At 71.8% G+C, this 26,076-nt stretch carries 26 protein-coding genes; 8 read left to right on the forward strand and 18 right to left on the reverse strand.

Annotation, left to right across the window (positions count from 1 at the left end; all coding sequences use genetic code 11):
* The first annotated feature begins 92 nt into the window (after positions 1-92).
* Positions 93-341 (forward strand): hypothetical protein, encoded by a 249-nt coding sequence (locus IEY56_RS27800; protein ID WP_189040057.1) that lies wholly within the window; start codon positions 93-95, stop codon positions 339-341.
* Between the two features lie 349 nt (positions 342-690).
* Here the strand turns inward: IEY56_RS27800 and IEY56_RS27805 are convergent, their stop codons facing one another.
* Together IEY56_RS27805 and IEY56_RS27810 are read right to left on the reverse strand one after the other, a co-directional pair.
* Positions 691-1,785 carry a baeRF2 domain-containing protein gene (locus IEY56_RS27805; protein WP_189040058.1) on the reverse strand — a complete coding sequence of 365 codons (1,095 nt, stop codon included), beginning with the start codon at positions 1,783-1,785 and terminating at the stop codon, positions 691-693.
* Between the two features lie 195 nt (positions 1,786-1,980).
* Positions 1,981-2,445 carry a universal stress protein gene (locus IEY56_RS27810; RefSeq protein WP_189040059.1) on the reverse strand — a complete coding sequence of 155 codons (465 nt, stop codon included), beginning with the start codon at positions 2,443-2,445 and terminating at the stop codon, positions 1,981-1,983.
* Between the two features lie 510 nt (positions 2,446-2,955).
* Here IEY56_RS27810 and IEY56_RS27815 point away from each other — a divergent pair.
* Entirely contained in the window at positions 2,956-3,381 is a 426-nt protein-coding gene (locus IEY56_RS27815; RefSeq protein ID WP_229712258.1) for an Hsp20/alpha crystallin family protein, read from the forward strand.
* Between the two features lie 61 nt (positions 3,382-3,442).
* Here the strand turns inward: IEY56_RS27815 and IEY56_RS27820 are convergent, their stop codons facing one another.
* The 4 genes from IEY56_RS27820 to IEY56_RS27835 form a co-directional block, all read right to left on the reverse strand.
* Positions 3,443-3,784: a hypothetical protein gene (locus tag IEY56_RS27820; protein ID WP_189040081.1), complete on the reverse strand. Its 342-nt coding sequence runs from the start codon at positions 3,782-3,784 to the stop codon at positions 3,443-3,445.
* 567 nt (positions 3,785-4,351) lie between these two features.
* Positions 4,352-4,771 carry a GntR family transcriptional regulator gene (locus IEY56_RS27825; protein ID WP_189040060.1) on the reverse strand — a complete coding sequence of 140 codons (420 nt, stop codon included), beginning with the start codon at positions 4,769-4,771 and terminating at the stop codon, positions 4,352-4,354.
* Between the two features lie 4 nt (positions 4,772-4,775).
* Positions 4,776-5,576, reverse strand: coding sequence for a hypothetical protein (locus tag IEY56_RS27830; protein WP_189040061.1), 801 nt, complete (start codon positions 5,574-5,576; stop codon positions 4,776-4,778).
* A 308-nt stretch (positions 5,577-5,884) separates the two neighbouring features.
* Positions 5,885-7,402 carry a DUF4246 domain-containing protein gene (locus tag IEY56_RS27835; RefSeq protein WP_189040062.1) on the reverse strand — a complete coding sequence of 506 codons (1,518 nt, stop codon included), beginning with the start codon at positions 7,400-7,402 and terminating at the stop codon, positions 5,885-5,887.
* Between the two features lie 568 nt (positions 7,403-7,970).
* Between IEY56_RS27835 and IEY56_RS27840 the strand changes: the two genes are divergently transcribed.
* Complete coding sequence (locus tag IEY56_RS27840) at positions 7,971-8,180, forward strand: hypothetical protein (RefSeq protein WP_189040063.1); 210 nt, start codon at positions 7,971-7,973, stop codon at positions 8,178-8,180.
* 168 nt (positions 8,181-8,348) lie between these two features.
* Here IEY56_RS27840 and IEY56_RS27845 read toward each other — a convergent pair whose 3' ends face one another.
* From IEY56_RS27845 to IEY56_RS27865, 5 genes are read right to left on the reverse strand one after another with little or no spacing between them, the layout of a single operon-like run.
* On the reverse strand, positions 8,349-8,915 hold the full coding sequence (locus IEY56_RS27845; protein ID WP_189040064.1) for a hypothetical protein: 567 nt from the start codon (positions 8,913-8,915) through the stop codon (positions 8,349-8,351).
* Positions 8,912-10,291 (reverse strand): hypothetical protein, encoded by a 1,380-nt coding sequence (locus IEY56_RS27850; RefSeq protein ID WP_189040065.1) that lies wholly within the window; start codon positions 10,289-10,291, stop codon positions 8,912-8,914. Before IEY56_RS27850 ends, IEY56_RS27845 begins: the two co-directional genes overlap by 4 nt.
* On the reverse strand, positions 10,288-11,097 hold the full coding sequence (locus IEY56_RS27855; protein ID WP_229712259.1) for an ABC transporter ATP-binding protein: 810 nt from the start codon (positions 11,095-11,097) through the stop codon (positions 10,288-10,290). The genes IEY56_RS27850 and IEY56_RS27855 overlap by 4 nt, the downstream gene beginning before the upstream one ends.
* Positions 11,098-11,115: 18 nt before the next feature.
* Entirely contained in the window at positions 11,116-11,940 is an 825-nt protein-coding gene (locus IEY56_RS27860; protein WP_189040066.1) for a zf-HC2 domain-containing protein, read from the reverse strand.
* Positions 11,937-12,497, reverse strand: coding sequence for an RNA polymerase sigma factor (locus IEY56_RS27865; protein WP_189040067.1), 561 nt, complete (start codon positions 12,495-12,497; stop codon positions 11,937-11,939). Before IEY56_RS27865 ends, IEY56_RS27860 begins: the two co-directional genes overlap by 4 nt.
* 181 nt (positions 12,498-12,678) lie before the next feature.
* Between IEY56_RS27865 and IEY56_RS27870 the strand changes: the two genes are divergently transcribed.
* Entirely contained in the window at positions 12,679-15,639 is a 2,961-nt protein-coding gene (locus tag IEY56_RS27870; RefSeq protein WP_189040068.1) for an SCO7613 C-terminal domain-containing membrane protein, read from the forward strand.
* A 65-nt stretch (positions 15,640-15,704) separates the two neighbouring features.
* On the opposite strand, the gene IEY56_RS27875 is transcribed toward IEY56_RS27870, so the two are convergent.
* The 5 genes from IEY56_RS27875 to IEY56_RS27895 all read right to left on the reverse strand — a co-directional run bounded on the left by IEY56_RS27875 (position 15,705) and on the right by IEY56_RS27895 (position 20,231).
* Positions 15,705-16,970 (reverse strand): cytochrome P450, encoded by a 1,266-nt coding sequence (locus IEY56_RS27875; RefSeq protein ID WP_189040069.1) that lies wholly within the window; start codon positions 16,968-16,970, stop codon positions 15,705-15,707.
* Complete coding sequence (locus IEY56_RS27880; RefSeq protein WP_189040070.1) at positions 16,970-17,722, reverse strand: alpha/beta fold hydrolase; 753 nt, start codon at positions 17,720-17,722, stop codon at positions 16,970-16,972. The genes IEY56_RS27875 and IEY56_RS27880 overlap by 1 nt, the downstream gene beginning before the upstream one ends.
* A gap of 139 nt (positions 17,723-17,861) precedes the next feature.
* Positions 17,862-18,452, reverse strand: coding sequence for a dihydrofolate reductase family protein (locus IEY56_RS27885; RefSeq protein ID WP_189040071.1), 591 nt, complete (start codon positions 18,450-18,452; stop codon positions 17,862-17,864).
* A 137-nt stretch (positions 18,453-18,589) separates the two neighbouring features.
* Positions 18,590-19,642 carry a beta family protein gene (locus tag IEY56_RS27890; protein ID WP_268241350.1) on the reverse strand — a complete coding sequence of 351 codons (1,053 nt, stop codon included), beginning with the start codon at positions 19,640-19,642 and terminating at the stop codon, positions 18,590-18,592.
* Positions 19,643-19,853: 211 nt separating this feature from the next.
* Positions 19,854-20,231 (reverse strand): nuclear transport factor 2 family protein, encoded by a 378-nt coding sequence (locus IEY56_RS27895; RefSeq protein WP_189040073.1) that lies wholly within the window; start codon positions 20,229-20,231, stop codon positions 19,854-19,856.
* A gap of 321 nt (positions 20,232-20,552) precedes the next feature.
* Between IEY56_RS27895 and IEY56_RS27900 the strand changes: the two genes are divergently transcribed.
* Positions 20,553-21,818: a pyroglutamyl-peptidase I gene (locus tag IEY56_RS27900; RefSeq protein ID WP_189040074.1), complete on the forward strand. Its 1,266-nt coding sequence runs from the start codon at positions 20,553-20,555 to the stop codon at positions 21,816-21,818.
* A gap of 192 nt (positions 21,819-22,010) precedes the next feature.
* Here IEY56_RS27900 and IEY56_RS27905 read toward each other — a convergent pair whose 3' ends face one another.
* Positions 22,011-22,421 (reverse strand): VOC family protein, encoded by a 411-nt coding sequence (locus tag IEY56_RS27905; RefSeq protein ID WP_189040075.1) that lies wholly within the window; start codon positions 22,419-22,421, stop codon positions 22,011-22,013.
* Positions 22,422-22,609: 188 nt separating this feature from the next.
* Here IEY56_RS27905 and IEY56_RS27910 point away from each other — a divergent pair, with 188 nt between their 5' ends.
* Positions 22,610-23,170 carry a DinB family protein gene (locus IEY56_RS27910; protein WP_189040076.1) on the forward strand — a complete coding sequence of 187 codons (561 nt, stop codon included), beginning with the start codon at positions 22,610-22,612 and terminating at the stop codon, positions 23,168-23,170.
* A gap of 257 nt (positions 23,171-23,427) precedes the next feature.
* Entirely contained in the window at positions 23,428-23,883 is a 456-nt protein-coding gene (locus tag IEY56_RS27915) for a lamin tail domain-containing protein (protein ID WP_189040077.1), read from the forward strand.
* A 190-nt stretch (positions 23,884-24,073) separates the two neighbouring features.
* On the opposite strand, the gene IEY56_RS27920 is transcribed toward IEY56_RS27915, so the two are convergent.
* Complete coding sequence (locus IEY56_RS27920; protein WP_189040078.1) at positions 24,074-24,424, reverse strand: VOC family protein; 351 nt, start codon at positions 24,422-24,424, stop codon at positions 24,074-24,076.
* A gap of 133 nt (positions 24,425-24,557) precedes the next feature.
* Between IEY56_RS27920 and IEY56_RS27925 the strand changes: the two genes are divergently transcribed.
* Positions 24,558-25,922: a hypothetical protein gene (locus IEY56_RS27925; protein ID WP_189040079.1), complete on the forward strand. Its 1,365-nt coding sequence runs from the start codon at positions 24,558-24,560 to the stop codon at positions 25,920-25,922.
* Positions 25,923-26,076: the final 154 nt, after the last annotated feature.

A 26,076-nucleotide genomic window follows, 5' to 3' on the forward strand; every position in this document is an offset into this window, starting at 1 on the left:
CTCCCACTCTTCATCGGACAGTTCATGGCGACGTATCACCCGACCATGATCCACCACACAAGATCAATTGAAGACACCGCCTAGTGGCCGGCATGGTCCTCGCCTGGGTCGGCGTCGACGCAGGTGGCGCGATCGTGATGACGGCGCTGTTGCTGCTCGTCGGGCTGCTGATCGCCATGGGCGCAGCTCAAGGGCTCATGCTCAGGCGCTTCAATCGGGCCTGGACCGATGCCGGCTTCGCATCGTCAAATCAGGTGACGATGGCAGCTTCCGAGGCGCGTTCGCTGATCGCAGCGCCCGGAGCGGTCTCGGGACGCCCGGTCAGAGTCAAGAACGCCTGATCGCTCCCCTCGACGTGACGGACTCGGCTTCCGCGACGGGTTCGGGCTCTCGTCAAAGGACGAGAAGCGTCTGAGCCGGTCGCGTGCAAGTGCTTCGAGGTGGTCGAAGACGACGATGACCTTGGTCGCACCAAGACTTCACCAGAAGAGGCGGTAAACCACGGTCGAGGGGCCGTTGAAAGAGCCGTTCAACGACTGGACAAGTTCCCTCTGCGCAGGTCAGGAGCCAACTGGTGCAATCTGCACGGTGATTCCCAAGCTCGGAGCGCGGGTTCAGTTCCGTCACCTGCTCCATAGGTCTCACCCCGGCCGCTGACTCTGGGAGGACCGGGTGATGTGGTCACGGTCCTCAGTAGCGCAGCACGGCGGCGACGCCGTCCGTGCAGCGGGTGGGAGGAAGGATCTCGGTGAACGAGGCGCCGCCGAGGACTGCCGAGCGCAGCAGGAGCGTTGCTGCCGGAGCGCTGAAGGCCGTCGAGTCCTCACCCAATGCCGCTCGCTCGGTGCCCAGGGCTCGTGGGTCACGGCGAGAGGCGAACAGGACGGGGTCCTCGCTGCGGTCGGCGGCCAGCAGCAGCGTCTCCACCCGTCCCTCGGACAAGGCTTCCTTGACTGCCGGAATGCCCTGGAGCGCCCGGCCACCGGCGAGTTCCCCCTCCAGCCGTGCCAGCACGTCGCGGTGGCGGTTAGTCATGACTTCGTGCATTGCGGCGTCAACGCTCGCCCGTAGGGCTGCCCGGGCGGAAGAGTCGGTGCGGCCGCCCTCGACGTAGAACACTTCCCCGTCCGGCTGACGCGCAGCAAGGTGTTCGCGCAGCAGTCCCACCGCTTTGGGGTCTCCGGCGACCAGCACTACCGCGGCCTCGACGCGGGCCATGGCCGCCCGCACGTCGTCAGCCGCCTGTCCGGTGTTCTCGGTCCACAGGTTGACGGTGCGACGGTGGAAGGAGGCCTTTGCCTCAGCGCCTGCCCGCACCCGGGTGATGTGGAGGGTGCTGCCGTTGAACGTGCGACGCAGAGCCGGCTCGTGTTCGGCGGCCGGGTAGGCCTCCACGTCCGCTCCCTCCCGGTCGACTGCCACGACCACATGCGGCAGTTGGTGGTCGCGATCGATCGCCACCCCCAGCGGATCGGGCACCGGCAGCACTCGCGCGCTGTCCGCCGCCGGGGGCTCCACGAGGCTGAAGGCTCCCAGCAGCCGGCCGGCGGAGACGAACAGTGCCTCGCCTTGCGGCCCGGGCAGGTCCGGGGCGCCTCCCACGACGTCGTCCAGGACTGCCAGGTCTGCCTCCTCCGCACCCTGCTCACTCAGGGACCGCCGCGCCGCGCGCCAGCGAAGCTCGTTCTGCTTGTCCGCGTCGTGGGTCACACGTGAGGTGTCCAGGTGGACGGATGCGACGGAGGCATCGCCCGCGTACAACGGCTCAAGGAGCGCAAGATCCATGATGGGTTCCGGGCGTGGTCGCCCTGTCGCCTTTCCTTAGCTTCACCGCGGCGGACAGCACAATGGTCATCTTTCCGACCTGTGTATTCGGGGCGGGCCCTATGTAGACGGTTTGCGGTGCATGTCGAGGACACGCGGTCCCGTAGGCCGACTGACAGAGGGGCCGGCAGCAGGACCTCGCACGTCTGCCCCCACTCACTGTTCGCCGTTACGGATCACGACGACAGGACATGTGGCGTGCTGCGTGCAGTGCTGGGCCACCGATCCCAGCAGCAACCTTGAGAAGGCTCCGAGACCCCGGCTGCCGACCACGAGCAGAGACGCGTCACGGGCGGCATCGATGAGTACGCCTGCGGCGGAGCCGTAACGCACCTCGGTGCGTACCGCTACCGGTGGAGGCGAGCCCACGGTTTTCTCGACGACTTCCTTGAGTTGCCTGTGGGTCTCACTCTCCTGAGCCGTCGCGTCTCTGTTCGCGGGGGGCATCACGCCGACGATCGCGCCACCGTGGGAGGACGGAAGGTCCCAAGCGGTCACCGCCTCCACCACACCTTGCGTGAGTTCCGCCTGACGCACGGCCCAGCCAAGGGCTTCAATGGAAGAGTCGGAACCGTCCACCCCGACCACGATCCGGTCTCTCTCATCGGTCTGGTCAGCCATGACTCCTCCTTCACCGGCTGAGGGGGCACCGCGACCGGGTGTTCGGTTCGCCGCTCCAGGGCCCTTTCCAGTTTGGTGCCGTCGCCCCAGACGCGCATTCCGACGGCTTCTCGCTCGGCCCCACGTCGACCGCCTGCGAGCCTTCCGAGCCGAATCCCCTTGAACAACGGGGACGATTGAACAACGGGGACGAGATCTCGGAGAGCGGACCCCCCGTCGGCGGCACGGAAGAGGACAACGGGGACAACAGGGACAACGGCTCCGAGACAGTGCCACGAAGGCGTGATCGCAGGGCCGGGCTGACCACGGAACTCCCCTGTACTCAGTCAGCACCCTGCGCACGGCAGATGATGGTCCTGCCTGCCGGTGAGCAGTCCGGACGTACTTGGGTACGGGCCCGCATGACCGGCCAGGGCGGCCCTCGTCCCGTCCGCCGGGGACGCCCGACGCTCGCAGTGGACGGAGTCATGCCGCATGGTTCACCCGAGCCTCAGGGAGAGAGGAGCGAACATGTCTGCACAGATGGAATGCCGTCGCACTGGGGCCACGCTGCCGGACCTGTTCGAGTGGATGATTCCGGATTTCGCAGTGCCGACGCTGCGCTCGGGTGCTCACAGCATCCGGATCGAAGAGGGCATGAAGGACGGCGAGTTCACGCTCAACGCTGAACTGCCCGGTATAGACCCCGACAAGGACGTGGAGATCAGCGTCGAGGGCGACATGCTCACCATCCGGTCGGAGCGCAGCGAGAGGACCGAGAGCAAGGCCACTCAGAGTTCCACTACGGCTTCCTCGCCCGGGCCGTGCGGCTCCCCGCGGTGCGCGTACCGACGAGGCCAAGGCCAGCTGCAGGGACGGCATCCTCACGGTGAAGATAATGTGGCCCAGCCCGGCTCCGAAGCCAAGAAGATCGAAGTGCAGCGGCGCTCCGGCTGACCGCACCTCGCGACCGGTCGGCGTGCCCGCACCGTCGGGTCCCCCGGCTGCGAGCACGCCCTCACATCCGACCGCCATCGGGTGGGGTCGGGCGGTCTCGCGTGATTTGTTTCATGACGGCAAGCTGCTGCTCGCTCAGGTATTCCGCCTTACGTTGTGACCGGCGGTGCGATCGGAATCCGAAGAAGGAGAACATCGCCGGGACGAACGGCCAGAGCAGCGGCACCGAAACGAACAGCAGGGTTGCTGTCAGCAGGAACGCGTACCAGCCGCCGATGAGCACGTACATGAACAGCAAGGCCAGAATCACTCCGGCCCACAAGGCCGCCTGATAAGCGTTCCCGCGCCCGCCATGACGGTCAGCCCACGCGCTGACCCGACGAGTGCAGCCCACGAAGGACATGGTCGAGGCGAACGTCGGCGGAGTCTCGGACGGTGGATCCGTCGCCCTCTCCCACCCCTCGGTCTGACCTGCGTTCTCGCGACCAACTGATGTGGCTACCTGCGGGTGGAGGCCCACCCGTTGATCCTCCCGGCCTGCCCGGTGCTCTCCTGCGGCAGCGATCTCAGGTCCCCACTTCCCTGCGCTTTTCTTGGCATGTTTTGCCATTTTGATCACCCGCACCGAGGGAGGCATCTTCTCTACCAATGGTAACCAATCGAGAGGATTATCGGCCCCATGCGCATTTAGCTATCTGCACTCGTCCAGTCAATGATTCTTTCACCGCCCCTGCCCTTGTTTCCGGCAGCACTTATGGTGCTGGATCTTTCTCGTGGCTCTCTTCAGCCAAGAGGCACTCAATGAAGTCAACGGAAATCCTGGGGGCCTCTGGCCAGACAGGCGAGACGGGCGGGAGAGCCGACATTCCGGGACCAGGATGTGCTTCGGGGTGTCGTCGTCTGCCAACGGACATGGCGACGGCGCTGCGCCCGCCGCCGCCAGTCACGTCTCTGAACTCTGAGCCCCCGTCTATGCGTCGCGTCCGGCGGCCGGCAGGTGCGCGGAGGGCTGGGGTGGCGAGGGTGGCGCCGCGGTGCCGTCCGTCAGTGCCGCTTCGACGATGCGGATGGCTTCGCCGGTGTCGATGCCGGCGGCGGTGATGACGGCGGCGTACTCGGCGGCGGCGCGGCGGGCCCGTTCGCGTCCTTGCTCGCCCGCCGCGGAGACGAACGAGCCGGCCGATCCCCGGGTTTCGATGAGCCCTGCTGCCTCGAGTTCACGGTAGGCCCGGCCGACGGTGTTGACGGCCAGTCCGAGGTCGGCTGCCAGGCGGCGGATGGTCGGCAGCTTCGTGCCCACGGCCAGTGTGCGGTCGTGGATCTGCCGGGCTAGCTGGGCGCGGAGCTGCTCGAACGGCGGGACGGGAGAGGACGAGTCGATGACGATCATCGGATCACCGGGACGTCAGCGGCGTGCCGCGCCGACGCGCCGCCAGCCCGGCGGACACCGTGATCAGGGCGAGCGAGACGGCGCCCAGGGCGACGAAGACGCACCAGGCGGCGACCCACCAGCCTGGCGCGGTGTCCAGCACCGAGACGGTGGGCAGGCACCACACGGCGGTCGGTGTGGTGACGTCACGGGCGTCCTCGACCCGCATGATGCCGTCGGCGGTCAGGGAGACCTCGTCGTCGGCCACGACCGGGTGCGTGAGGACGTGGCGCAGCTGGACTCCCGTAGCGACGGCGACTCCGCACAGCCCGACGAGCAGGACGACCGAGGCGTACTGAGCTGTGCCGTCCCGCGCGGTCAGGGAGGCGATCGCCAGCACCATCGCGCCCGTGAACGTGGTGACAGCGAACGCAGCGCGCGGCAGGCCGAGCACCGTGCGCCAGCCCGGCCGGACCGGATGTGCCGCCCGCCGTGGCAACGTCGCGGCGACGCGCCGGTCGGCACGCCTCACCCGCCAGTCCAGCAGCGACTGGGCCAGCACCAGGCCCCCCACCACCACCGCCAGGACCACCAGCGACCAGGGCTGGATCGACCCCGACCCGTCGGCCGGCCGGGCGAAGCTGTAGGCGAGGGCGACCGCGACGATGAAGGCGGCCAGCACGACGCTCGAGGCCAGACGGGCACGTCGCCGCGCCGTCAGACGCGCGGCCAGCAACGGTGTCGGCCGGTCCTCGGGCAGCCCGTGCCCGGCCAGCCACCGGCCGGCCTGTTCGACGTCCGCCTGGCTCGCCGGTTGTTCGGTCATCCGGCTCCCCTCCTCCATGTCGCAGAGTCCATCGTTTGTCTTAAGTCTTGTCGCAAGATACTGCGTCAATACTTGAGACAAGTCAACGGGGCTGCGGAGTGAGGCGATGGCGCCCCCAACGGTCCGACGGACCTGGCCCATGTGGACGGCTGGGAGACGAGCCACGGGGCACGGCGGCGAAGCCTCGGTCCGCCGTACGGCCGGCCGAGGGACCGGGCACCCGTTGCGGCACAGAGCCCCGGGCCAAGGGCCCAGGGCTCGATCGTCGCGCGGAGTGAGTGTCCCGTGTCAGCTCGGGTGACGCCGGATCAGTGCTCGCAGAGGGAGAACTCCCGTTCGTAGAGCTGCTCGTTGTGCTCGTCGACGAAGAACTTGCGTTCCCGCATGAGCTGTTCGCGGTAAGCCTTGGCCTCCTCGAGGGTCATGGTCGACGTGTCGGCCCAAGGTTGCTGCGGCGGCACGTCGGACGTCGAGACGATCCTCTCCGACGGGTCGACGAGGAAGAAGACGAGGATCTTGCGATGCCCCGGGCGCGTGGTATCCGCGAGGCGGAACGAACCGACGCGGTGCTGCAGGACGTTGGGGAACGCGAGGCAGCGACCCTCCGGGGTCGGCGCGGAGCCCAGCTCCTGGTTCAGGACGTCCTCGCTCTCCAGCCCGTACACCTCCTGCACGCCGTTGTAGTCGTTCTGCTCGTAGCGCGGGTCGTCGATGGCCGCCCGGAAACCCAGCCGGCTCGCGGTGATGTTCTCGCTGTCCCAGTAGTAGATGGCGGTCGAGACGATCCGCTCGTTCATCATCCCCTCGACGTGCCAGGAGCCGCCGGCGTACTCGGGCTTGTCCGGGGTGAGTTGGATCGTGGCGAGCTTGACGATGACCTGGAGACGGCGCCCGAGCAGGTCGACGCGGGCCGCGGGCGGCTCCGGCGGGGTGAAGTCCGGTGCGTCGGGGATCTCCGGGCGGCGGTTCTGCCACCAGTCGTCCATCGCCTCCTCCCATGCCCGGCAAGCCTCGTCGTAGGCCTCGTCATCGCCGTACATGGATTCGTCGGGGTGTTTCGGCTCCGACCCCTCCCCCTCGGAGGGATACCAGCTGTACGGATCGGGGACGATCCGCAGCGGCCGGGGATGGCGCAGGTCCGTGAGTACGTTCTCCAGCAGCGGACGCATGCGGGCGAGCAAGTCCGGCAGCACGGAGGCCAGTTCGCGATGCTTGTCGGGGTGGACGTTGTTGACGTAGGAGAGGAACTCCACGTCGCCGTCGGCACCGACCTTGACGTCCGCGGGCAGCCACTGGAACTTCTCCGAGAGCTCGTACTGGAAGTAGCGGCCGGACCTACGCGGCCAGGCCGAGTCGGGTATCCCGCTCACCCCTTTCACCAGGCAGAACAGCGACGGGTGGACGAGATCCAGTACCTGACCGTCCGATCCGGGGTGCCAGTCCTTCTCGGCCTCGGGAACGTCCTCCAGGACCCGGACCGCGTCGCGAAGCCGGGATCTGAGTTCGTCGTCGACCAGGCTGTCCGACTGCCACACCCCGTCGACGGCGGAGACCTCGATGCCGGTCCGCCCGTCCCGCAGCGCGGCGTAATGCCGGAGTTCGTCGAGCACGTACTCGATCTGCGCTTCGGTGAGGCCCTGCGCGACCGCTTCCTGAGTCCACCGGGAGACGATCTCGGCGTCGTTCATCTTCTCGAACCACCGCGGCTTCTCCCGGATGGCCGCACTGCACTGGATCATCTGAAGTTCCCGCAGCGTCCGGGGTTCCGCGAACTTCACGGAATCGGAGCTTTCGAACGGCAACGGGTAAGCGGACAGGCTGGTCAACGCTCTTGGTCCTCCCAGTCGGTGTACGGCAGGCCGGAAGGCTACTTCGGCGGTCTGACAGCGCGGCCGCACTCATCAAGCCGCAGGCTGGGACGGCCAGTTGGGCGAGCCGACAGTCGGCGGCGGCTGTCTTCGCCCGGCCTCCGGTGCCCTCGTCCGTCCACGACACTGGTCGTCATGGCTGAATCCGGAGAGCAGGAAGCGGCCGGGCAGCATGACGTCCGACTGCCCGGTGTCCAGCCGGCGGAGGGCGGCGGGGGTCTGACCGCGTGGATGGAGTCCAGGCGGCTTCCGCCGGGTGCAGGCGGACCCTCGTGGCGGCGTCCCGGGAAGCGGGCGTTCAGCGGATGGGATCCCGCGCAGGACCGGCGACGGCGGCCGGGTTTCTTGCAACGGCCGTGACCCGCTTAGGGATCTCACGTGCACGGTGAGTGAAGAGAGAGGCTTTCGGCGCACCGACACCCGGGTCGGGGCGGCAGCCTGGCGCATGGCGTGACCGCTCGTCGGGGCACGCCGCAGTGGCGTCATGCGCCGCGTTCCACCTCTAGCGAAGAAGGACCACCGTCACATGCGCGACACCTCCCCCATCGAGACCCGTGAACTCTCCGACGCCGACCTCGACTCCGTCTCGGGCGGCCTCTCCGTGGGCGGCTCCGTCGAGGGCCTGAAGGCGACCTTCGAGCCGGGCCCCAACGGGCTTCCCGTCCTCAAGGGCGGTTCCGTGGACTCCGTCAGCATCGACGTCTCGGACATCCCGCTGGGTCCGGCCGCCGGCTGAGGTACCCCTCCCGGGGTGCCTCCAGCGGCGCCGGCCTCCGCGATCTGGACGTGGTCGCGGAGGCCGGCGTCTGCCGTCCGGACTGCCCGGGCGGCGGGACTGCCGCAGCGGACAGTCCGGCCGGACGGCCCGGGCGGGCGGCCGCTGTCGACCGGCCGCGAGTCACGGTCAGCGTCTCGGCCCCGCGAGCGTGTACGCCGCCATACCGCCGCCCGCGAGGACTACGGCCGTCCACGTGGCCGCCGCCGTGCCGGGCGGCTGCATCATCCAGGTCGCGACCTGCGCCGGCACACCCGTCCCGGGCGGAGTGAAGAGCGCGAACGCCGGCCACGCGACCGGGAGCGTCCACGCGTGCTGCGCGCCGAACAGGACCGCCCCGGCGGCGGCGAGCCCCGCCAGGCCCGCGCTGTCCCGTACGACGAACGCGGCGGTGGCCGCCTCCTCGCCCGTCGCCTGGACCGCCAGCAGCACCGCTGCCGCGACCGCGCCGATGAGCAGGGTGTGTGCCGCCCTGCGGGGTGCCCAGCGGATCGCGGCCGTACGGTCCAGCGCGAGGTCCTGGCCGCCGAGGCCTATGGAGCCCGCCGCCGTCCCCGCGACGAGGACCAGCGCGGGGAGCCGCGGATCGGCGCTTCCCCCGCCGGAGAGCGCCCACACCGCCGCCGCGCTGACGACGGCCGCGGCGAGCGACGCGGGGACCTGCCGGGAGCGGACGTACAGCGCCGTCCACCTCACCGTGAGCCCCCGCCGGTGAGCGCTTCGAGCGGCTGGGCCTCGCAGGAGAGCGCGGCGGCGCGCATCGCCTTGATGCGGGAGTGCTGTTCGGCCCGCGGCAGGGCCTTCAGCTTCTTCCACGCCGGACGGGCCTTCTTCATCTGGTACGCGGCGCTGTGCATCGTGCCGTCGATCGGCCTGAGGTCCCCGAAGACCCATCCCGCGGCGACGCTCTGCGCGGCGGCCTCCGCGTCCGTGCCGCTGGAGCCCCAGGTGCGGGACGAGCACGTCGGTGCCAAGCCCAGGCCCACCAGGACCCGGGTCAGCTCCTCACCCCTCGCACCGCTGACCGCCTCGTCGGCGAAGTCGACGATCACATGCGTGCGGGAGCGTTCCGCGGGCTCCAGGGGCGAGTTGAGGGCGGTGGTCTCGCGGATCGCCGCCGGCGCTCCGGCTCCCAGCGACTCGCGCAGCAGCCGCAACGCCTTCTCGCCGGGGCCGGCGAGATACGCGAGTTCGCCCTCGTGGGCCTTCGTCACGCATACCCGGCCGTCGCACACCCTGGCCGCGGCGTCCTCGTCGACTACGTACGTCTCCCGAGGTGCGGCGGGCAGGACGAGCAGCGCGACAGCGGCGCCCGACAGGAGGGGCGTCAGCGCGAGCGTCCGGGCCTTCGGGGTCGCCGCGGCCAGCAGCGCGAAACCGGTGGCGGCCATGCCAAGCAGCCATAGCGTCTGCCCGACGTGCACGGACGCCGAGAAGGTGAGCAGCACCTGCCGCACGCCTTCCACCGCCGGCGACAGCAGCGCGACCGGGATCGGCAACGAGGACGACGGCGGCACCGTGTCGAGCGTCATCCGCAGGACCGCCGTGACGAAGAGGGCGGCGACGGCCAGCGCGGGCGGTGTGAGCGCGAAGGGCAGGGCCCGTCCGACGCCCATCCCCAGCACGGCGCCCGCGACGAGGGCCAGTCCCGCCACCAGCGAGACCGGCAGCCACCCGAGGTGCTGGTACTCGGCGCTGAAGGAGACCTGGACGGCGCCCACGAGGACGAAGAGCCCGAAGCCCGAGGTGAGCGTGAGCGCCGTCGAGCCCGACAGCGTCGCCGCACGCTGCCACGCGGGCCGCGGCGTGCTCGTCAGCAGCTCGGGCATCTTCGATCGGTGGTCGCGCAGCCCCTGCAGCGCGCCCAGGCCCACGGCGAGCGGCCACAGGAAGACGAGCATGGAGCGGGTCCACATCGCCATCGACGTCCACTGGGCGGTCCACAGCTCGGGGCCCTTCCACCACGGGCCGCTCAGCGAGTAGAGGAAGGCCAGCCCGCCCAGCAGGGTCACCGCTCCCGCCCAGGGGGCTACGGACCTCTTCAACTCGGTACGCAGAACACGGGTGTTCACCAGCTGCCCCTTCCCTGTCCGGAGTCGGAGAGCAGCGCCGAGTAGCCGCGCTCCAGCGGGCTGTCGCCCACGTGGCCGGGTCCGCCGGCCGCGGCGAGGCCGTCCGGGGTCCCCTGGAACCGCAGCCGTCCCTCGGCGAAGAGCACCACGTCGGTGCAGGCGGCGGCCACGTCCTCGACGAGGTGGGTCGAGACGACCACGCACGCGTCCGACCCCAGTTCCTGGAGGAGCTCGCGGAAGCGCAGCCGCTGCGCCGGGTCCAGGCCGACGGTGGGCTCGTCGAGCAGCAGGATCGCCGGGTCGTTGACGATGGCCTGGGCGATGCCGACGCGCCGCACCATCCCGCCCGAGAGCGTCTTCATGCGCGAGTCGGCGCGGTCGGCGAGTCCCACGCGCTCGACGGCGCGCTGCACCGCGCCGGGGATCTCCCGGTCGGGTACCTCCTTCAGCCACGCCATGTACTCCACGAACTCCCGCACCGTGAACCGCTTGTAGTAGCCGAACTCCTGCGGGAGGTAGCCGATCCGGCGGCGCAGCTCACGGTGCCCGCCCGTGCCGCCGGCCGGTTCGCCGAGCAGTTCCAGGCTGCCCCCGGCGGGGCGCAGCACGGTGGCCAGTGCCCGGATGAGGGTGGTCTTCCCCGCCCCGTTGGGGCCGAGGAGGCCGTGTACGCCGGTGCCGAGCGACAGGTCTAGCCCGTCGACGGCCATCCTCTTCGCGCCGGCCCTGACCTTCAGCCCGGTCGCCTGGATCTCCCAGGCGTAGGCCTTCGGTGCGATGTCGGCCGCGCTGACCGCGCGCATCATGTGTGTTCCTCTCTCGTGTCAACGATGAGTGCTCAGCACGGAATAGGCGCCCCGGCGGGCGGCCACGACGCCCACGCCGAGCGCGAGGACCAGCCCCCACGCGGGCAGGCCGTCCGTCTGGAGCGCGAAGGTGATCCGGCTGGTGGCCAGGGTCGGCGCCAGGACGACGACGACCCACACGGCCACCAGGGCCCCGCAGGCGCGGGACACGCCGATGACGGTGCCGAGGGCCAGCGCCGTCGAGGTGAAGGCGAGGCAGGGCAGCAGCCACTGTCCTGCCGTCACCCCCGTCGCCCAGCCGCCCACCAGCAGCGGGGGCACGACGACCGCGAGCACGGCCGCGGTCCGCCGCAGTACGAGGTACAGCCCGGCTCTGGGCGCGGACGCCGTCAGTTCGTACGCCGGGTCCAGTCCGCGCGACCAGGACGCCGCGACGCCGCAGACGGGCAGCAGCGGAGCGAGCAGCAGCACCAGCGGCGCCTCGCCGAAACCCGCGCGGAATCCCGCCACTTCGAGCAGCAGCGCGATCAGGACCACGCAGGCCGCTCCGGCCACCCACGGCACCATCACGGGCGTCATCCACGCGGAGCGGGCCGCCGTCCGGCGCCGCCTCGGCGGCATCGCGGCTGCCGTCCCCAGCTGCGGTTCCAGTTCTGACCACACGGTGCCGACGAGCGACGCCACCGCGGGCGCCTCGGAGGCGACGGCGGCGGAGAGCCGCTCCCGGCACGTGCCGCACCTCTCCAAGTGGGCTTCCAGTGCCCACACTTCGTCGGCGGCGATGTCCGCGTCACCGCGCGCGTAAGCGTCGATGAGCCGCGTCGACGCGTGTTCCACGCTCATGCCAGCGCCTCCCGCATCGCGATCCGGGCCCTGCGAGCACGGGTCTTGACCGTGCCTTCGGGCAGTCCGAGCAGGACGGCGGTCTCCCGTACGGACAGTCCGTCGAGCACCATCGCCTGCAGTACCTGTCTGAGTTCGGGCGCGAGGCGCCCCAGCGCGTCCCCCACGTCACCGCCGACCGTCGCCGCGAGGGCCTCCTCCTCTGCGGCGGGGACGACGGGGCGCGGCGCGGCCGCCGGGGGCGGCTCCGCGTGGTGGGCGCGGCGTCTGAAGGCGTCGACGAGGCGGCGGGCCGCGATCGTCCACAGCCAGCCGACGGCCGTGCCTCCCACGGCGCTCCCGGCGAACGCCCCGGCCGCACGCCACACCGCGAGGTACGTCTCCTGCATGACCTCGGCGACGATCTGCTCGTCCGCGCAGCGCCGGCGCAGCCGCAGCGCCATCCACGGCGAGGTGCGTCTGTACAGCTCCTCGAACGCGGCGCGGTCGCCTCTCGCCACGAGGCGCACGAGTCGCTCCTCGTCCAGCTCGTGCAGCGCTCTCCTGACTGATCTCACACCTGCTAGACGCCCGGCCCGCGGCGCGGGTTTTCCGTCCCGTGTGATGCGCGTCACTTTCGGGACGGGTCGCCGGGACGGCGCCGGGGGCCTGCCGTGGCGACGCCGGAAACCGCTGCACAGGGCGATCTGAGTACCCCGACGGATGTCAGCCGGGCGGAACCGCGTCAGGCTGCCCGGTATGGGATACAACCAGCCGCTCGCCTACTGCCCTGGCTGCCGGGGACGGCTCGGCCACACGGCCGGGCACGCGCCGGCGGCGGAACACGGCCAGGGCCCGGGCCCGACTCCCGCCCCGGGCCCGGTACACGGTCCGGCACAGTGGCAGACGCCCGCCAACTGCCCTTACTGCGCACTGCCGTTGACCGGCGGCGAGATCGACGAGCTGCTGCGGGTCGACGTCGACCTGTCCGCCCTGGAGCGGCGGCGCGCCGCACTCCACGAGCGGCGGCACGCCCTGCTCGCCGGGTTGCGGGCACGGGGAACCGGACACGGCGCGCCAGGCCCGGCAGCGGCTCCCACCGGTGCCTTCGGGCCGCCGCCCGCGCACGGGCCGGTGCCCAAGGCGTGGGGCGCGGCGCGAGCGGAGACCTCGTCGTACACCGCGCGCAACGTCCTCCTCCTGCTCGGCGGTGTCCTGCTCACCGTCGCCGCGCTCGCGTTCACGCTGCTGAGCTGGGGCGACATGGGTGTCGGCGGACGGGCGGCAGTGCTCGGCGGACTGACGCTGTGCACCCTCGCCGCACCGCTGCCGCTGCTCCACCGCGGGCTGGCGGCCACCGCCGAGTCCGTGGCGGGCTTCGGGCTGGCGCTGCTGGCACTCGACGCGTACGCGCTGCACGAGGTCGGCTTTCCGCAGGCGGACGGGCTCGGCTGGACGGCGGGCAGCGCGGCGCTGATCGCCGTGCTGTGGGCCGGCTACGGGCTGGCGCTGCCGTCGCCGGGACTGCGGCTGACGCTGCCTTTCGCCGTCGGCGTGGCCCAGTTCGCGCTGCCCCTGGGCGCACTGGCCCTGGACGGGCCCACGGACCGCACGACGTACGTGCTTGCCGTGGCGCTGCTGATCACCTTCGCCGCGGACGTCGCCCTCGCGGCCACACGGCGGCGAACCGGCGACGGCGGGGACGTCGAAGACGCGGAGAGTGCGGGCCCCGGCGGCGGGGACAGTCCTCGCAGCCGCGCGACCGCCCGGCCCGTCCGGTGGACGGCGGCCCTGGCAGCGGTTCCGGCGGGCGCGCTGATGACGGGCGTGACGCTGGTCCAGCAGCAGTCCGGCGGTGTCGCCACAGCGCTGAGCTGGAGCGCACTACCCGTGGCGGCCGCGGCCGTGCTGCTGTTCGCGGGCCGGCGCCGCGAGGCCCTCAGGGTCGCGGGCCCGCTGGGCGTCACCGCGGGCCTGCTGCTGGTCGCGGCGCTCGCGGGCGCCGTCTGGTCCGTGGTCCGCGCCTCGGCCACGGCGGGCGGGGACTGGCGTGTCCTGGTGTATTTGCTGTGCGCGATGGGCCTGCTGGGCGCGTTGCTCGTCCCGCATGCCCCGCGGGTGCTCACCGCGCGGCAGTCGTCCGGACTCGCCGTGGCGGCGGTCGCGGTGGAGACCGGCGCCCTCGTGTGGGCGCTCGTGCCGGTGGTGGAGGCCGTGTTCGGGCCGTGGAGGTACGCGGGCCGGGTGTGGCAGGGGGCGCCGCACGGCCCCGTCTGGCAGGCCGTCGACACGCACTTCGCGTGGACGGGCTCTGCCGCCACACCGCTGATCCTCGTACTGCTGGCACTGTCGGCACCGCTCCTCGCCGGCGCGCTCGGCGCGGTCTCCACCGTCGGCTCAGCCGGCGCGGACGGCGCGGACGGCGGGCGGCAGTCAGGCGACGGGAGCGCGCCTGACCGGACAGGGGCCGGGACGCCTGACCGGACAGGGGACTTGCGGACGGCCGTACCCGTACTGCCGGCGCTGACCGCGCTGGGCGCCGCCGCCGGCGCCACCGCGGTGCTCGTGCTGCCGTACGGACCCGCCGTCGCCCTCATAGCCGCGCTGGCCGTCGCGCTGCTCGCCACCGCGGTCGCGGTGCCGGACGGAGCGACGGGCGTCACCGCACTGGTGTCGGGTCTCGTCCTGTCCGGTACGGCTACGGGCTGGGCTCTCGCGCAACAGGGCGCCACGCTCGGGGTGCTGGCCCTGATGGGCGGCGCTTCGGCGGCGAGCGCCGCGTTGTCGCGTACGGGCGGTCCGGGCCGCCGGGCGGCGCTTGCGGCGTCGGCGGTCGCGTACGCGGCAGGGCTGGCCGGTGCCCTCGCGGCGACGCTGCATCTCCCCGCGCACCAGGCGTCGTTCGCGGTGCTCGCCGTCGCGGTGTGCACCGTGCCGACGGCGGCGCTGCTGGTCCGCGGCGGAGCGGGCAAGGGGGCCGAGGCGGACGCGTCCGGCGCGCGCAAGGCCGCTCCACCCGCCGCGCGCACGGCGATGGCGCTCGCGGTCGAATGCGCGGGCTACGCCACCGCGCTGGCCGCGGTCATGCTGTCCGCGCCCCGGCCGGAGACTCTCTGGCTCGTACTGGCCCTGTGCGCCGTGACCGCCGCGGGGGTCGCCCTCCGCACCGACCGGCGCCAAGGTGCGGGTTACGCCTCGGCGGCGCTGCTCGTACTCGCCACGTGGGTACGGCTGCTGGCGTCCGGCGTCACCGCCCCCGAGGCCTACACGCTGCCGGTCTCCGCCGCCCTGCTGCTTCTGGGCTGGTTGCGCAGGCGCCGGACGGGCGGCGGCAAGGGCAGCGGGGAGACGGCCGGTCGGCGGCTCTCGTCGTGGTTCGCCTACGGCGGCGGGCTCGCCTTCACGTTCCTGCCGAGCCTGGTCATGGTCGCGAGCGACCCGCACTGGCTGCGTCCGCTGCTGTTGGGCGCCGCGGCGCTCGGCACCACGCTCGCGGGCGCCAGGTGGCGGGCGCAGGCTCCGCTGCTGCTCGGCGGGGCCACGCTCGCGGCGGTCGGCGTGCACGAACTCGCCCCGTACGTCGTCCAGGTCGCCTGGCTGCTGCCGCGGTGGCTGGTGCCGGCGCTCGCCGGGCTGCTGCTGGTCGCGGCGGGCGCCACGTACGAACGGCGCCTGGAGGAGGCGCGGCGGCTGAAGCGCGCCTGGCAGCGGCTGAGTTGAGAGCTCGCCGGGCGGGGCCCTTCCGCACCTCCCCGCGGCCGTTGGCCGCCGCTTCCGGCCGCCGGTCAGCCGCGCGCGGGGGACCAGCGCACCGGCAGATGCGTGACGCCGTTGATGAAGTTGGAGGTGAGGCGGACCGGCGGCCCGTCGAGTTCCAGTCCGGGCAGGCGGTCCAGGAGGCGGGTGAAGAAGATCCGCATCTGCAGCCGCCCGAAGTGCGCGCCGAGACACAGGTGAGGGCCCTGCCCGAACGCCAGGTGATCGTTGGGCGAGCGGGTGATGTCGAAGCGGTAGGGCTCCGGGAAGGCACGCTCGTCGAAGTGGGCGGACGCGTGGTAGACCACGACCTTGTCGCCCCGCCTGATCCGCTGCCCGGCGAGCTCCGTGTCCCGCGCGGCGGTGCGGCGGAAGCTGAGCACCGGCGGATGCCAGCGCAGCATCTCCTCGACGGCGGAGGGGACGAGGCCGGGGTCGTCGCGCAACCGCCGGTATTCGCCGGGGTGTTCCAGCAGCGCCAGGACGCCGCCCGGCAGTGCGCTGCGCACCGTGTCGTTGCCCGCGATGACGACGAGGAAGAAGAACATCGCCAGTTCCTCGGCGGTGAGGGGGCGCCCGTCGTCGAGGGTGGCCGTCGCCAGCGCGGTCATCAGGTCGTCGGCGGGGTGGCTGCGCTTGTGCCGGGCGAGTTCGTGCGCGTAGTCGAACATGTCGCGCAGCATCGCGGGGGAGCGAGGGTTGACGGGCCGCCCGTCGGCGCCGCGTACGACCTCGGCGTGTTCGGGATCCTGGTAGCCGATGACCCTGTTGGTCCACTTCAGCAGCAGGCCGCGGTCCTCGGCGGGGACGCCGAGGAGTTCGGCGAGGTTGGCGAGGGGGAAGTCGTCGGTGACGTCGACGGGCAGGTCGCAACTGCCCTGCCCCGCGACGGCGTTCAGCAGGGCGTCGGCCCGCGCGGTGATCTGCTCGGTGAAGCGTTCCAGGCGCCGCCTGGTGAACACCGCGGCGGCGAGGCGGCGGATCCGGCTGTGTTCGGGCGGATCCATGTTGAGGATCATGCGCCGGATGAAGTCGAGGTCCTCCGGGGCGGGATCGCGGATCTGGGTGGCGCCGAGCCACGACGAGTATCCGGCGGGATCACGCAGCACGCCGCGTACGTCCCGGTAACGGGTGACGGCCCAGTAGCCGGGCCCCGCCGGCCAGTCGAGCACTTCAGGCTCGTCCTGCCAGCAGACCGGCGCGCCGTCGCGCAGCCGACGGAAGCTGTCGTGCGGGATGCCGCTCGCGAACACGCGGGGGTCGAACACGTCGGGAGCCCCGGCGGCCTCGGGCATCAGTGCCTCCCGAGGAAGCGCTCGACGGTTCCGGCGAGCGCGACCGGGGACTCGTCCATCGCGTAGTGCCCCGCGTCGGGGAACACCTCCAGTTCGAGGTTCGGGTACCAGGCCCCGAACGTCGCCCGCATGGTGTCCGCGCCGAGCGCGGGGTCGTGCCGCCCGGCCACCACCAGGAGCGGCACCTCGGCTCCTTCTATCTCGGTGTGGAAGTCGGTTCGCGCCCAGGCGTCCAGGTAAGCGGCGAACGCGTCGCGGTCCGAGTTCTCCGCCGAGTGGCGCACCATGGCGTCGAGCCAGACACCGGTGAGCCGGTTGCCGGTGGTGAAGTCGATGATCGCCCGGCGGTTGCCGTTGCTGTCCGCGGCGCCGGAGAACAGCGCCCAGCTCTGCTCGTCGAACGGCACCCCGCTCGCGGGCACCGGCGACACCCCGACGAGAGCCCGGACGCGCTCCGGCGCGTCGGCGTACACCCGCTGCATCACGGACCCGCCCATCGAGTGCCCCAGCAGCGAGAACCGCTCCGCCCCCAGCTCTCCGGCCGCCGCCAGCACGTCGTCCGCTGCCTCGGCCACCGTGTACCGGCCCGTCTCGCCGCGGCGCTCCCCGTAGCCGCGGTAGTCGAGGAACACGTAGCTGAACGCCTCCCGGTCAAGGTGGGGCAGCAGGGCCTGCCACGAACCCGACGAGCCGAACCAGCCGTGCAGAACGAGCACGGTGTGCTCTCCGGTGCCGACACGCTGAAAGTCCATGTTCCGTCCTCCGCAGCCGAGTTGGTGAGCGCGGCGAGCCTAGGACGGAGGGCCCCCGCCGAGGAACAGGGCCTCGCGCGCCACCGCCCGTCACGCGACCGCACGCTCCCCCGGCCCGGCAGGCGGTACGGCCGCCGGGTCAGGTGCGCAGCGCGTACGTGATGTGCGTGGCGTTCGGGGAGACGCGTACGTCGCGCTGGACGAGCCGGCGGTTGCGGCACCCGGCCAGCAGCGGTGTACCCGACCCGAGCACGAGCGGAGCGAGGTGGATGAACAACTCGTCGGCCAGACCGGTCTCCACGCACTGGCGGACGACGTCTCCGCCGCCCATCACGTAGACGTCCTCGCCGCCCGCCGTCGACCTGGCCTGGTCGACCGCCGACGCGAGCCCGTCGGTGACGAACGTGAAGTCGAGATCGAGCCGGACGCTCTCCGGCGCCTCGTGGGTGACGACGAAGAACGGCGGTCTGGTGGCGAAATCCCCTCCGTAGCCCATCTGCCCGCTCCACCCGTACGGTCCGTCGACGACGTCGAACAGGCGGCGTCCCATCACCACCGCGCCCGGGGACTCCGCGATCTCCCGCAGCACTTCCCTGTCGGTCCCGTGGTCGCTCGTCACCCAGGCGTGGAGCGATTCGGCGTCCCGGCCGAGCCCCTGTTCAGGGCCGGGATCAGGTCCCGTCACGAACCCGTCGAGCGACATGGTGATATCTGCGACGACCTTCGGCATGGGCTGCTCCCTGAGTCCGGCTCCGGTGACGGTGGGGACTGGACCTCGCCGGACGGCGGAACTCATCGCGGACGGAGCCCCGGTTCCCTCGACACGGGTCCCGGCCACACTCGGTGCCGGCTTCCGCGGACGGCCGCTCAGGGCAGTCCCGTCGTCCTCAACGCCTCGGTGACGACGGACAGATGGTGGGACGTGGCCCACGCTCGCCACTCCCATCCGGTGCCGGCTCTGGCCCGCTCTCGCCGCGCGCACCTCGCCAGCTCCGCGTCGCCCCAGGAGGTTCTCTCCCCGAGCGCGGGCCAGTACTCCGAGCGGAGGAGCTGCCGCGCGATGACGAAGAAGTCGTCGTTCCCCGGAAGCGTCCGCGGGGCGACGTAGACCTGCCAGTCCTGGCCGACCGTGTACCGGATGTTGGGGATGCTTCCCCGTCCGCGCCGGGGAAGGGCCGCGTGAGTGACGCCGTAATCGCCGAAGTGCGGCGGCCTTCCGTCAGTCGCGCGTGCCACCCCGCGCCACAGCTCGGCCTCCCAGCGGTGCACTCGGTTGGGCACACCTCGCGCGAGCTGCCGCATAGACCGGGGAAACGCCCCTGCCGCCACCACCACGTTTCGCCACGCGGCCCGCCGGGCCCAGCGCACCGCGTCCAGCACCGGCGGGAGCGCCTCCGCCACCGCGGCGTTCCCCGGCACGTGGCCCGCGTCCAGCACCAGGTCGACCTGTTCGGGCGCCACACGCACCGTACGGAGGGCTCCGCGTATGCGGTTCGACACCGCGGGCAGACCAAGAGCGGCGACGTCGAAAGCGTCGACGCGGAGGACCGCTCCGCACCCGTGCGCGCGCTGGACGTGCCGCACCTCTTCGAGCGCTCCGCGAGGATCCTCCGAGCGGAACACGGGGATCAGGGCGAGCAGCCAGGCCCCGAACGCCTCGCTGATCCAGTTCATCGGACGTCCCGTCCACACCCCGCCGACTCTGCCGTGGTGCCACAGGCTCCCGCAGTCCACGGCGATGTCCAGCCCCGGCGGCAGCTGGTTCCAGGCGTTACCGCGGAAGGTCTCCATGACGTCGCGCAGGCGCTCGTCGGGAACCACTTCCATGATCGGGTGAACGTGAGCCTGCACGGCAGGCTCCATCTGCCCGAGCGCCGTGAACTCGCCTCGCCTTCCCTTCAGAATCGGCACATACGCCATCGCCGCCCCAATGAGCCACGCACGCCCGCCCTCGCCGAGGGATCAATTCGAGGGTGCCTACAGGCACTTGGGGTGAACAGAGCGACATTCGGACATTCATCGGCAAACCCGCCACGGGTGTCTCGGGAGCACCGAAGTGCCGGGGTCTGCGAGCCCTGGAGCGACTCCGAGCCGTCGGCACCGATCGAGCACGCGCCGTTCCGGCGGAGGTTCACATCCGCCGTACGTACGGGGCCCGCCATTCCGGCGAAGGGTCGGATCCCGGCTCCGTCCAGTACTCCCGGCCGGCGGTGATCTTCCCGTCCCGGACCGTCCACAACGACACGACGAGGTGGACCCCCATCGTGTCGTGAGGGACTTCGACCTCGGAGACCACGGTCTCGCCGTCCGCGACGATCCGCTGGACGTGGATCGCCCACCCCTCCGGATACTCCGCGTTGATGCGTATGAAATCCGAACGGCCCTCGATCCGCTCGGCGGTGACCGGCCACTCCACCACCAGATCCTCGGCGAGCAGCTCGCCGAGCCCCTCCCAGTCACGGGCCTGCATGCGGCCCCAGAACCCCGCAACGACGTCCGACGATTCCATGAGCGCATCCTGGCAGGCGCCTCTGACAACTCCCGCCGGTGACGACGGGCGAGGCCGTTCCGGCGCCGTCCAGGCCGCCGATGGACAGGCCCCGGACCTGCACCGGATAGCTTGAGCATCCGGCACAGGGGTGTTCGTGCGCTGCCGCATGACGGAGGCTGGTCGGCGGCCGTCCGGCGCCGTGCCGTACGGAACGCCCGACCCCGACGTGGTGAAGCCACGGCGGGCTGAAGTCCCCGACGTCGAAGTTCCCGACGTACCGAAATCGCCGACGAGTCGAAGTCCTCCGACGAGCCGGCGTCGCCGACCGAGGAGATCCGGATGCGCAGACTGCGTGTACGACTGGCTGCTGTTGTTGTCGCGAGCATCGCCCTGCCCGTAACGCCGGCCATGGCCGGGCAGCCCGCCGGGTGCGCCGACGACTCGGTGGGGCTGACCGTCGAGGAACAGCGGCTGGACAAGGCCGCACCCCAGGAGATCCTGCGGCGCTCCGGCTTCGGCTCCGTGGCGCCACGTTTCGCCCGTGCCCTGTGCGGTGCGGACTCGTACGGCCAGGCACGGAAGGCGGTGGCGCTGCACGGCCAGCGCCTGTGGCAGCGCGCGGTGGAACGCGCCCAGGGACGCGGCCCGGCGGCCGGGGACCTGAGCCGCCTGGACGACCGGCCCCTGTACTGGGCGCGGCTCGGGATGACGGCCGCGCTGCGGCAGTGGGATCCGGGCTTCGAGCTCACCGACGCCCAACGCACCGAGCTGATGGACGAGTTGGAGCGCGGCTCGCGCGGCCATGACGCGATCCGCTTCCCCGGCGGGGCGGAGAGCGGGACGGAGAAGGGCCTGAAGCGGGTGCTGGTCACCGGCTTCGACCCGTTCACGCTGGACGAGGACATCCGGATCAGCAACCCGTCCGGTGCCGGCGCACTCGCGCTCGACGGCACGGTGGTGCGCACGGACGCCGGCCGCGTCAGGATCGAGACGGCCATGTTCCCCGTGCGCTGGGACGACTTCACCCGCGGGACGGTCGAGCGGGCGCTGCGGCCGCATCTGCCGCGGGTGGACATGTTCACCACCGTCAGCCAGGGCAGGCCCGGCCGGTTCGACATCGAGCGTCACAACGGCGCCTGGCGCGGCACGTTCCCCGACAACGAGAACGTCTCCGCGTCCGGGACCGTCCCCGTCTCCGACCCCTCGACACAGCCGCAGTGGACGTCCACCACGCTGCCCTACCAGGACGTCACCGGCACCCCCACGGGCCGCTTCCCCGTGCAGGACAACACCGAGGTGGTCGAGATCCCTGCCGGCGGAAGCGAGCCGGTGACGCGGCCCGACGGCCCGACGGAGGGCTCCACGGCGCGTGAGGGAGGCGGCGGGGACTACCTGTCCAACGAGATCGCCTACCGGGCGACGCTGCTGCGCGACCGGCTCGGGCTGGACGTCCCCGGCGGCCATGTGCACACGCCGGTCCTGGAGTTCGGCGCGGGCAACACCGACCCGGAGACGGGCGAGATCACCGACCCGGACTTCGTCCGGAACCGGCAGGACATCGTGGACCAGGTCCGTTCGATCATCCGCGTGGCGGCCGAACACTGACGCCGTCCCGCACCGGCGCCCCGGTGTGTCGACCAGCCCGGGGCGCTGGATGCGGTGATCGCCAGGCGGAGGATCGTCCTCGTACCTGGGGTCCCCCATGCCGAAGGCAAGGGAAGTACTCGGATGACTCCGACAACGCAGCGAGGTGCCTCAGCCGGCGGCGCGGGCCTACGGAGATCCAGACGACACGGCCTAGCCGCGCTCGGGCCAGGCCAGACCCTGGTCGGTCCAGACGACGCCCTTGTTGCGGCACAGGCAGAAGGGGTGGCCGACCGGGTCGGTGTAGACCTGCCAGCCGTATCCGTCGGGGCCGATGCAGTCCTGCTTCAGCGTCGCGCCGAGGCCGGTGACGCGGCTCTGCTCGGCCTCGATCTCGTCCACTTCGAAGTCGAGGTGGAACTGCTTGGGGTGCTCGCTGCCCGGCCACTGCGGAGCGCGGTAGTCGTCCACCCGGATGAAAGCCAGCTCGATCTCGCCGAACTGGATGCCGGCCCAGTCCTCGGAGCTGCCTTCCTTGATCGGACGACCCGTCACCTCCGAGTAGAAAGCCGCCAGCTTCATCGTGTCCGGACAGTCGATGATGAAATCGGTCAGTCGCAGCATCCCGCGATCCTGTCACGAGTTCACACACTGCCTCAGGGCAATTCGTGGCCGCCCCGGTGCAATCGGCCGGCTCCGGCTGTTGACGACCGGACGGGCGCCAGGTGGCGGGCGGACAGACGAGCAGGGGGCGGCGCGAGGGCTGCGATATCCGGTTGCGGCGGGGTCCGCGCCCCACCATCGTGAGCGGGATGAGCGACGAACCCGAGCGGTGGAGCAAGGCCGCCGTCCACCCCGACATGTGGGCGGACCCGGACGAGGACCCCCGCAACAACGACGGGGCCAGCCCTGACGGCGAGTTGGCGACGCTGCGGGACTACCTGGACAACTACCGGCTGACCCTGCGCCTGAAGTGCGAGGGGCTCGGTCCGGAGCAGCTCGCCCGCCGGTCGGTGCGGCCCTCGACGATGTCGCTGCTCGGCCTGGTGCGTCATCTCGCGGAGGTCGAGCGCGACTGGCGCAACTGGATCTCCCCCGGCGACCCGGCCCCGAAGCTGTACGGCGCACGCGACGCGGACTTCGAGGGAGCCGCGGCGGAACAGGCCCTGGTCGACGGGGCGTTCGCCGACCTCGCCCGCGAGCAGGCAGCGACCGACGCGGCTCTCGAAGGACATCCGGACCTCGGCGCGCGAGTGAGCCAGGACGGCACCTCCGTCCGGGAGTTGTGGGTTCACCGGATCGAGGAGTACGCACGTCACTGCGGCCACGCCGACCTGCTGCGCGAACGCATCGACGGCCGGGTGGGCCAGTAGCGGTCCCGGACGCCGGGAGCTTGGACGTCGGGGCTTGGACGTCGGGGGCTGGCAAGCCGGGCGGCCGAGGGACGGACGTGCGCCGAAGAAGCACCGGTAGGTATCGGATTTGTCCGCATTCTGTAATAGGCCCTTGTCTGCGGCTTCTTGAAGCGGTTGTCCCCTCAGATTGATGCTCCTCGGCACTCGGCCGGGATCCCGATCGCACCGGCGGCTCCAAGCGCCGCCGTGTGTGCACGACTTCGAGGAGACACCACATGTCTGCTTCTCGTCCGCTCCGCTTCGCGACGATGCTTCTGGCGTCCGGCGCCCTCCTGGGCGCGGTGGTCCAGCCGGCCACCGCCGCCGACTCGCACGCCCCGCGCTCGGCGGTGAAGATCGGACACGTGCAGTACGACAGCCCCGGTTGGGACACGCGCTCCAACCGCAGCCTGAACGCCGAGTGGGTGGAGGTGCGCAACACGGGCCGCAAGCCGGTGCGGCTGAACGGCTGGACCCTCACCGACCGTGAGGGCAACAGGTACCGGTTCCGCCAGCTGTGGCTACGGGGCCACGACTCCGTCCGCGTCCACACCGGCATCGGCCGCGACACCCGGCACCACGTCTACCAGAACCGCCGCCACTACGTGTGGGACAACCGCGACGCCGCCACACTGCGCAACGACCGTGGCCGCTGGATCGACACCAAGTCGTGGGGCAGGTCCGGCCGCTGACCGGTAGCACCGCACGTCACACTGCGCTCCACCGCCCGACCGGCCGGCGGTGGAGCGCAGTGCCGTACCAGGACACGGAACGCCCGCACACGCCTGCCGGGAGCCGGGCAGGAGCCGGGAGGGTCCGGGCGTACGCGAGGGGCCGGACGGCCGGGGCAGTTCTCGACGACCCGCCCCCGCCCCACCGCCCTCACGACGCCACGGGGTTCTCGATCACGGTGACGCGATTGCCGTCGGGATCGTGCACAGCCGCGAACCGGCTGCTCCGGCCGCCCACTTGTACGTCCCCGGCCTCGATTCCCCGCCCCGCGAGCTCCTCCAGCGCCGCGTCGAGGTCCGGGACCACGAGGTTCAGCAGCGTCGACCCCGCGTGCTCCGGGGACTCGAAGACCTGGACCCAGGCGTTCGCCGACACGTGCCAGTCGGCCAGCCCCGGCATCGGCCTGGTGTCCGGCTGCCGGCCGAGGAGACGCTCGTACCAGCTGACCGACCTCGCGATGTCGGTGACGGGGGCTACTGCGAGCACCATCGAGAAGCTCATGCCATGAAGTCCTTTCGCGCGCGCGGGTGATCCGGTACGTACAGACTCCGCGTCCGCCGCGTACTCATCGCCGGCCGGCGCCCCGGGAAAATCCCTTCGGACGTGGGCGCGGCCGCCCGTACGCTGCCGGACCATGACCTACGAACCGACGGACACGGGGCCGGAGCCCGCGCGCGAGCCGGTACCGGAGCCGGGCGCCCCCGCCCGGGAGTGGGTCGACTATGACCTCGCCACCCGCCGCTCCTACTACTGGTCAGCGCTCTCCGGCACCCTGCCGGAGCCCCCGTCGGCACCCGCCGAGGCGCTGTGCCACGGCGATGGACGGGTACGGGAGGCGGCGCTGCGCCGCCCCGTACCCGGTGCGCTGCTGCCTCTGGTGGTCCTCCGCTGCGCCGACTGGGCGGAGCCGGTCAGGGACGCCGCGCGTGCCGTGCTCGCGGCGGCGCCGGTCGAGCCGCTGGTGGCCGCGGCGGACACCGTGCTCGGAACGTCCGCACGCCGGCACGGCGGATTCGCCCTGAAGTTGCTGGAGGAGCGGCTGTCGGACGGTCGACCGCCGCTGTGGCGGCGGATGTTCGGCGACGGCTCCCGCCGGGTGCGCCGCTGGGCGTACCGGCAGGCCGCGGAGAGCGGGCGGCTGACGGCGGCGGAGTTCGCCGAAGCCGCCCGCCGCGACACGGATGTGATCGTCCAGGTGACGTGCGCCTCCGCCGCACTCGCGTCGGCTGCGCTGACGGAGGCCGTACACGACCGCCTCCTCACTGCCCGCTCCTCCCGCGTGCGCGTCGCGGCCGTGACGGCGCTGCGCCGCACCGGACGGCAGGACAGAGCCGGCCCGCTGCTGACCGACCGGTCCACGGCGGTGCGGGAGTGCGCGCAATGGGTGGTCCGTACGGCCGGCGGGGATCCCGCGCCGCACTACCGAGAGGCGCTCACCCGCGCTGCCGACGCGCCGAGCGGCACCGTCGCGGGGCTGGGCGAGTGCGGCGGCGCGGAAGACGCGGCGCTGCTCAGGCCGCGGCTCGACGACCCGCGAAGTGCCGTACGGGCGGCGGCGGTCGGGGCGCTGCACCGTCTCGGCGCGGCTGATCCCGCGCGGCTCGCGACGATGCTGGACGACCCGTCCCCGGCAGTCGTACGGCGCGTGGCGGCGGCCCTCGAAGCGGACGCGCGCACGCTCCCCGCCGGCGAACTCCTCACGCGCCTCGCGGCCGGACACCCGGCCCACGTCCGGCGCGCCGCCCTGCGCCTTCTGCACGCCGGAGGCCCCGGGCTGGTGCAGCTCCGTGCGGCGCTGCCGCTCGTCGAGGACGAGGACGCGGCTCTGAGCGGCGCGGCCCGCATGCTCACGGCACGCTGGTCGCCTCCGGACGCCGCGAAGCTCTGCGCGGCGCTGCCCCCGTCCGAACGGGCGCTGCTCTCGGCGGAGTTGGACAGGGCCTCGCCTTCGCTGCACCCGGGCACGGTCCGCATGCTGCGCCTGATACTGCGGCTCTGAGCGTGCGCCGGGGCGGCGGCGGGCCGGGCGTTCGGGCGCACTGCACGTCACCGGGGCCCCGATTCCCCGCTCCGGGAGCCCCCGTTATGTTTTTCGCGGTCCTGCAATGGGGCCGTTGGCCTCCGGGCCCGGCATGACTGTTGCCCCCTGTCGA

Source organism: Streptomyces daqingensis (genome assembly GCF_014645895.1).
In the GTDB taxonomy this organism is placed as follows: domain Bacteria; phylum Actinomycetota; class Actinomycetes; order Streptomycetales; family Streptomycetaceae; genus Streptomyces; species Streptomyces daqingensis.

What these genes read in the sequence shown, in the direction of transcription:
- IEY56_RS27800 (WP_189040057.1), top strand. Translation starts at nt 93, where the DNA reads ATGGTCCTCGCCTGGGTCGGCGTCGACGCAGGTGGCGCGATCGTGATG.
- IEY56_RS27805 (WP_189040058.1), bottom strand. Translation starts at nt 1,785, where the DNA reads ATGGATCTTGCGCTCCTTGAGCCGTTGTACGCGGGCGATGCCTCCGTC.
- IEY56_RS27810 (WP_189040059.1), bottom strand. Translation starts at nt 2,445, where the DNA reads ATGGCTGACCAGACCGATGAGAGAGACCGGATCGTGGTCGGGGTGGAC.
- IEY56_RS27815 (WP_229712258.1), top strand. Translation starts at nt 2,956, where the DNA reads ATGTCTGCACAGATGGAATGCCGTCGCACTGGGGCCACGCTGCCGGAC.
- IEY56_RS27820 (WP_189040081.1), bottom strand. Translation starts at nt 3,784, where the DNA reads ATGTCCTTCGTGGGCTGCACTCGTCGGGTCAGCGCGTGGGCTGACCGT.
- IEY56_RS27825 (WP_189040060.1), bottom strand. Translation starts at nt 4,771, where the DNA reads ATGATCGTCATCGACTCGTCCTCTCCCGTCCCGCCGTTCGAGCAGCTC.
- IEY56_RS27830 (WP_189040061.1), bottom strand. Translation starts at nt 5,576, where the DNA reads ATGACCGAACAACCGGCGAGCCAGGCGGACGTCGAACAGGCCGGCCGG.
- IEY56_RS27840 (WP_189040063.1), top strand. Translation starts at nt 7,971, where the DNA reads ATGCGCGACACCTCCCCCATCGAGACCCGTGAACTCTCCGACGCCGAC.
- IEY56_RS27855 (WP_229712259.1), bottom strand. Translation starts at nt 11,097, where the DNA reads ATGATGCGCGCGGTCAGCGCGGCCGACATCGCACCGAAGGCCTACGCC.
- IEY56_RS27860 (WP_189040066.1), bottom strand. Translation starts at nt 11,940, where the DNA reads ATGAGCGTGGAACACGCGTCGACGCGGCTCATCGACGCTTACGCGCGC.
- IEY56_RS27870 (WP_189040068.1), top strand. Translation starts at nt 12,679, where the DNA reads ATGGGATACAACCAGCCGCTCGCCTACTGCCCTGGCTGCCGGGGACGG.
- IEY56_RS27875 (WP_189040069.1), bottom strand. Translation starts at nt 16,970, where the DNA reads ATGCCCGAGGCCGCCGGGGCTCCCGACGTGTTCGACCCCCGCGTGTTC.
- IEY56_RS27880 (WP_189040070.1), bottom strand. Translation starts at nt 17,722, where the DNA reads ATGGACTTTCAGCGTGTCGGCACCGGAGAGCACACCGTGCTCGTTCTG.
- IEY56_RS27885 (WP_189040071.1), bottom strand. Translation starts at nt 18,452, where the DNA reads ATGCCGAAGGTCGTCGCAGATATCACCATGTCGCTCGACGGGTTCGTG.
- IEY56_RS27890 (WP_268241350.1), bottom strand. Translation starts at nt 19,642, where the DNA reads ATGGCGTATGTGCCGATTCTGAAGGGAAGGCGAGGCGAGTTCACGGCG.
- IEY56_RS27895 (WP_189040073.1), bottom strand. Translation starts at nt 20,231, where the DNA reads ATGGAATCGTCGGACGTCGTTGCGGGGTTCTGGGGCCGCATGCAGGCC.
- IEY56_RS27900 (WP_189040074.1), top strand. Translation starts at nt 20,553, where the DNA reads ATGCGCAGACTGCGTGTACGACTGGCTGCTGTTGTTGTCGCGAGCATC.
- IEY56_RS27905 (WP_189040075.1), bottom strand. Translation starts at nt 22,421, where the DNA reads ATGCTGCGACTGACCGATTTCATCATCGACTGTCCGGACACGATGAAG.
- IEY56_RS27910 (WP_189040076.1), top strand. Translation starts at nt 22,610, where the DNA reads ATGAGCGACGAACCCGAGCGGTGGAGCAAGGCCGCCGTCCACCCCGAC.
- IEY56_RS27915 (WP_189040077.1), top strand. Translation starts at nt 23,428, where the DNA reads ATGTCTGCTTCTCGTCCGCTCCGCTTCGCGACGATGCTTCTGGCGTCC.
- IEY56_RS27920 (WP_189040078.1), bottom strand. Translation starts at nt 24,424, where the DNA reads ATGAGCTTCTCGATGGTGCTCGCAGTAGCCCCCGTCACCGACATCGCG.
- IEY56_RS27925 (WP_189040079.1), top strand. Translation starts at nt 24,558, where the DNA reads ATGACCTACGAACCGACGGACACGGGGCCGGAGCCCGCGCGCGAGCCG.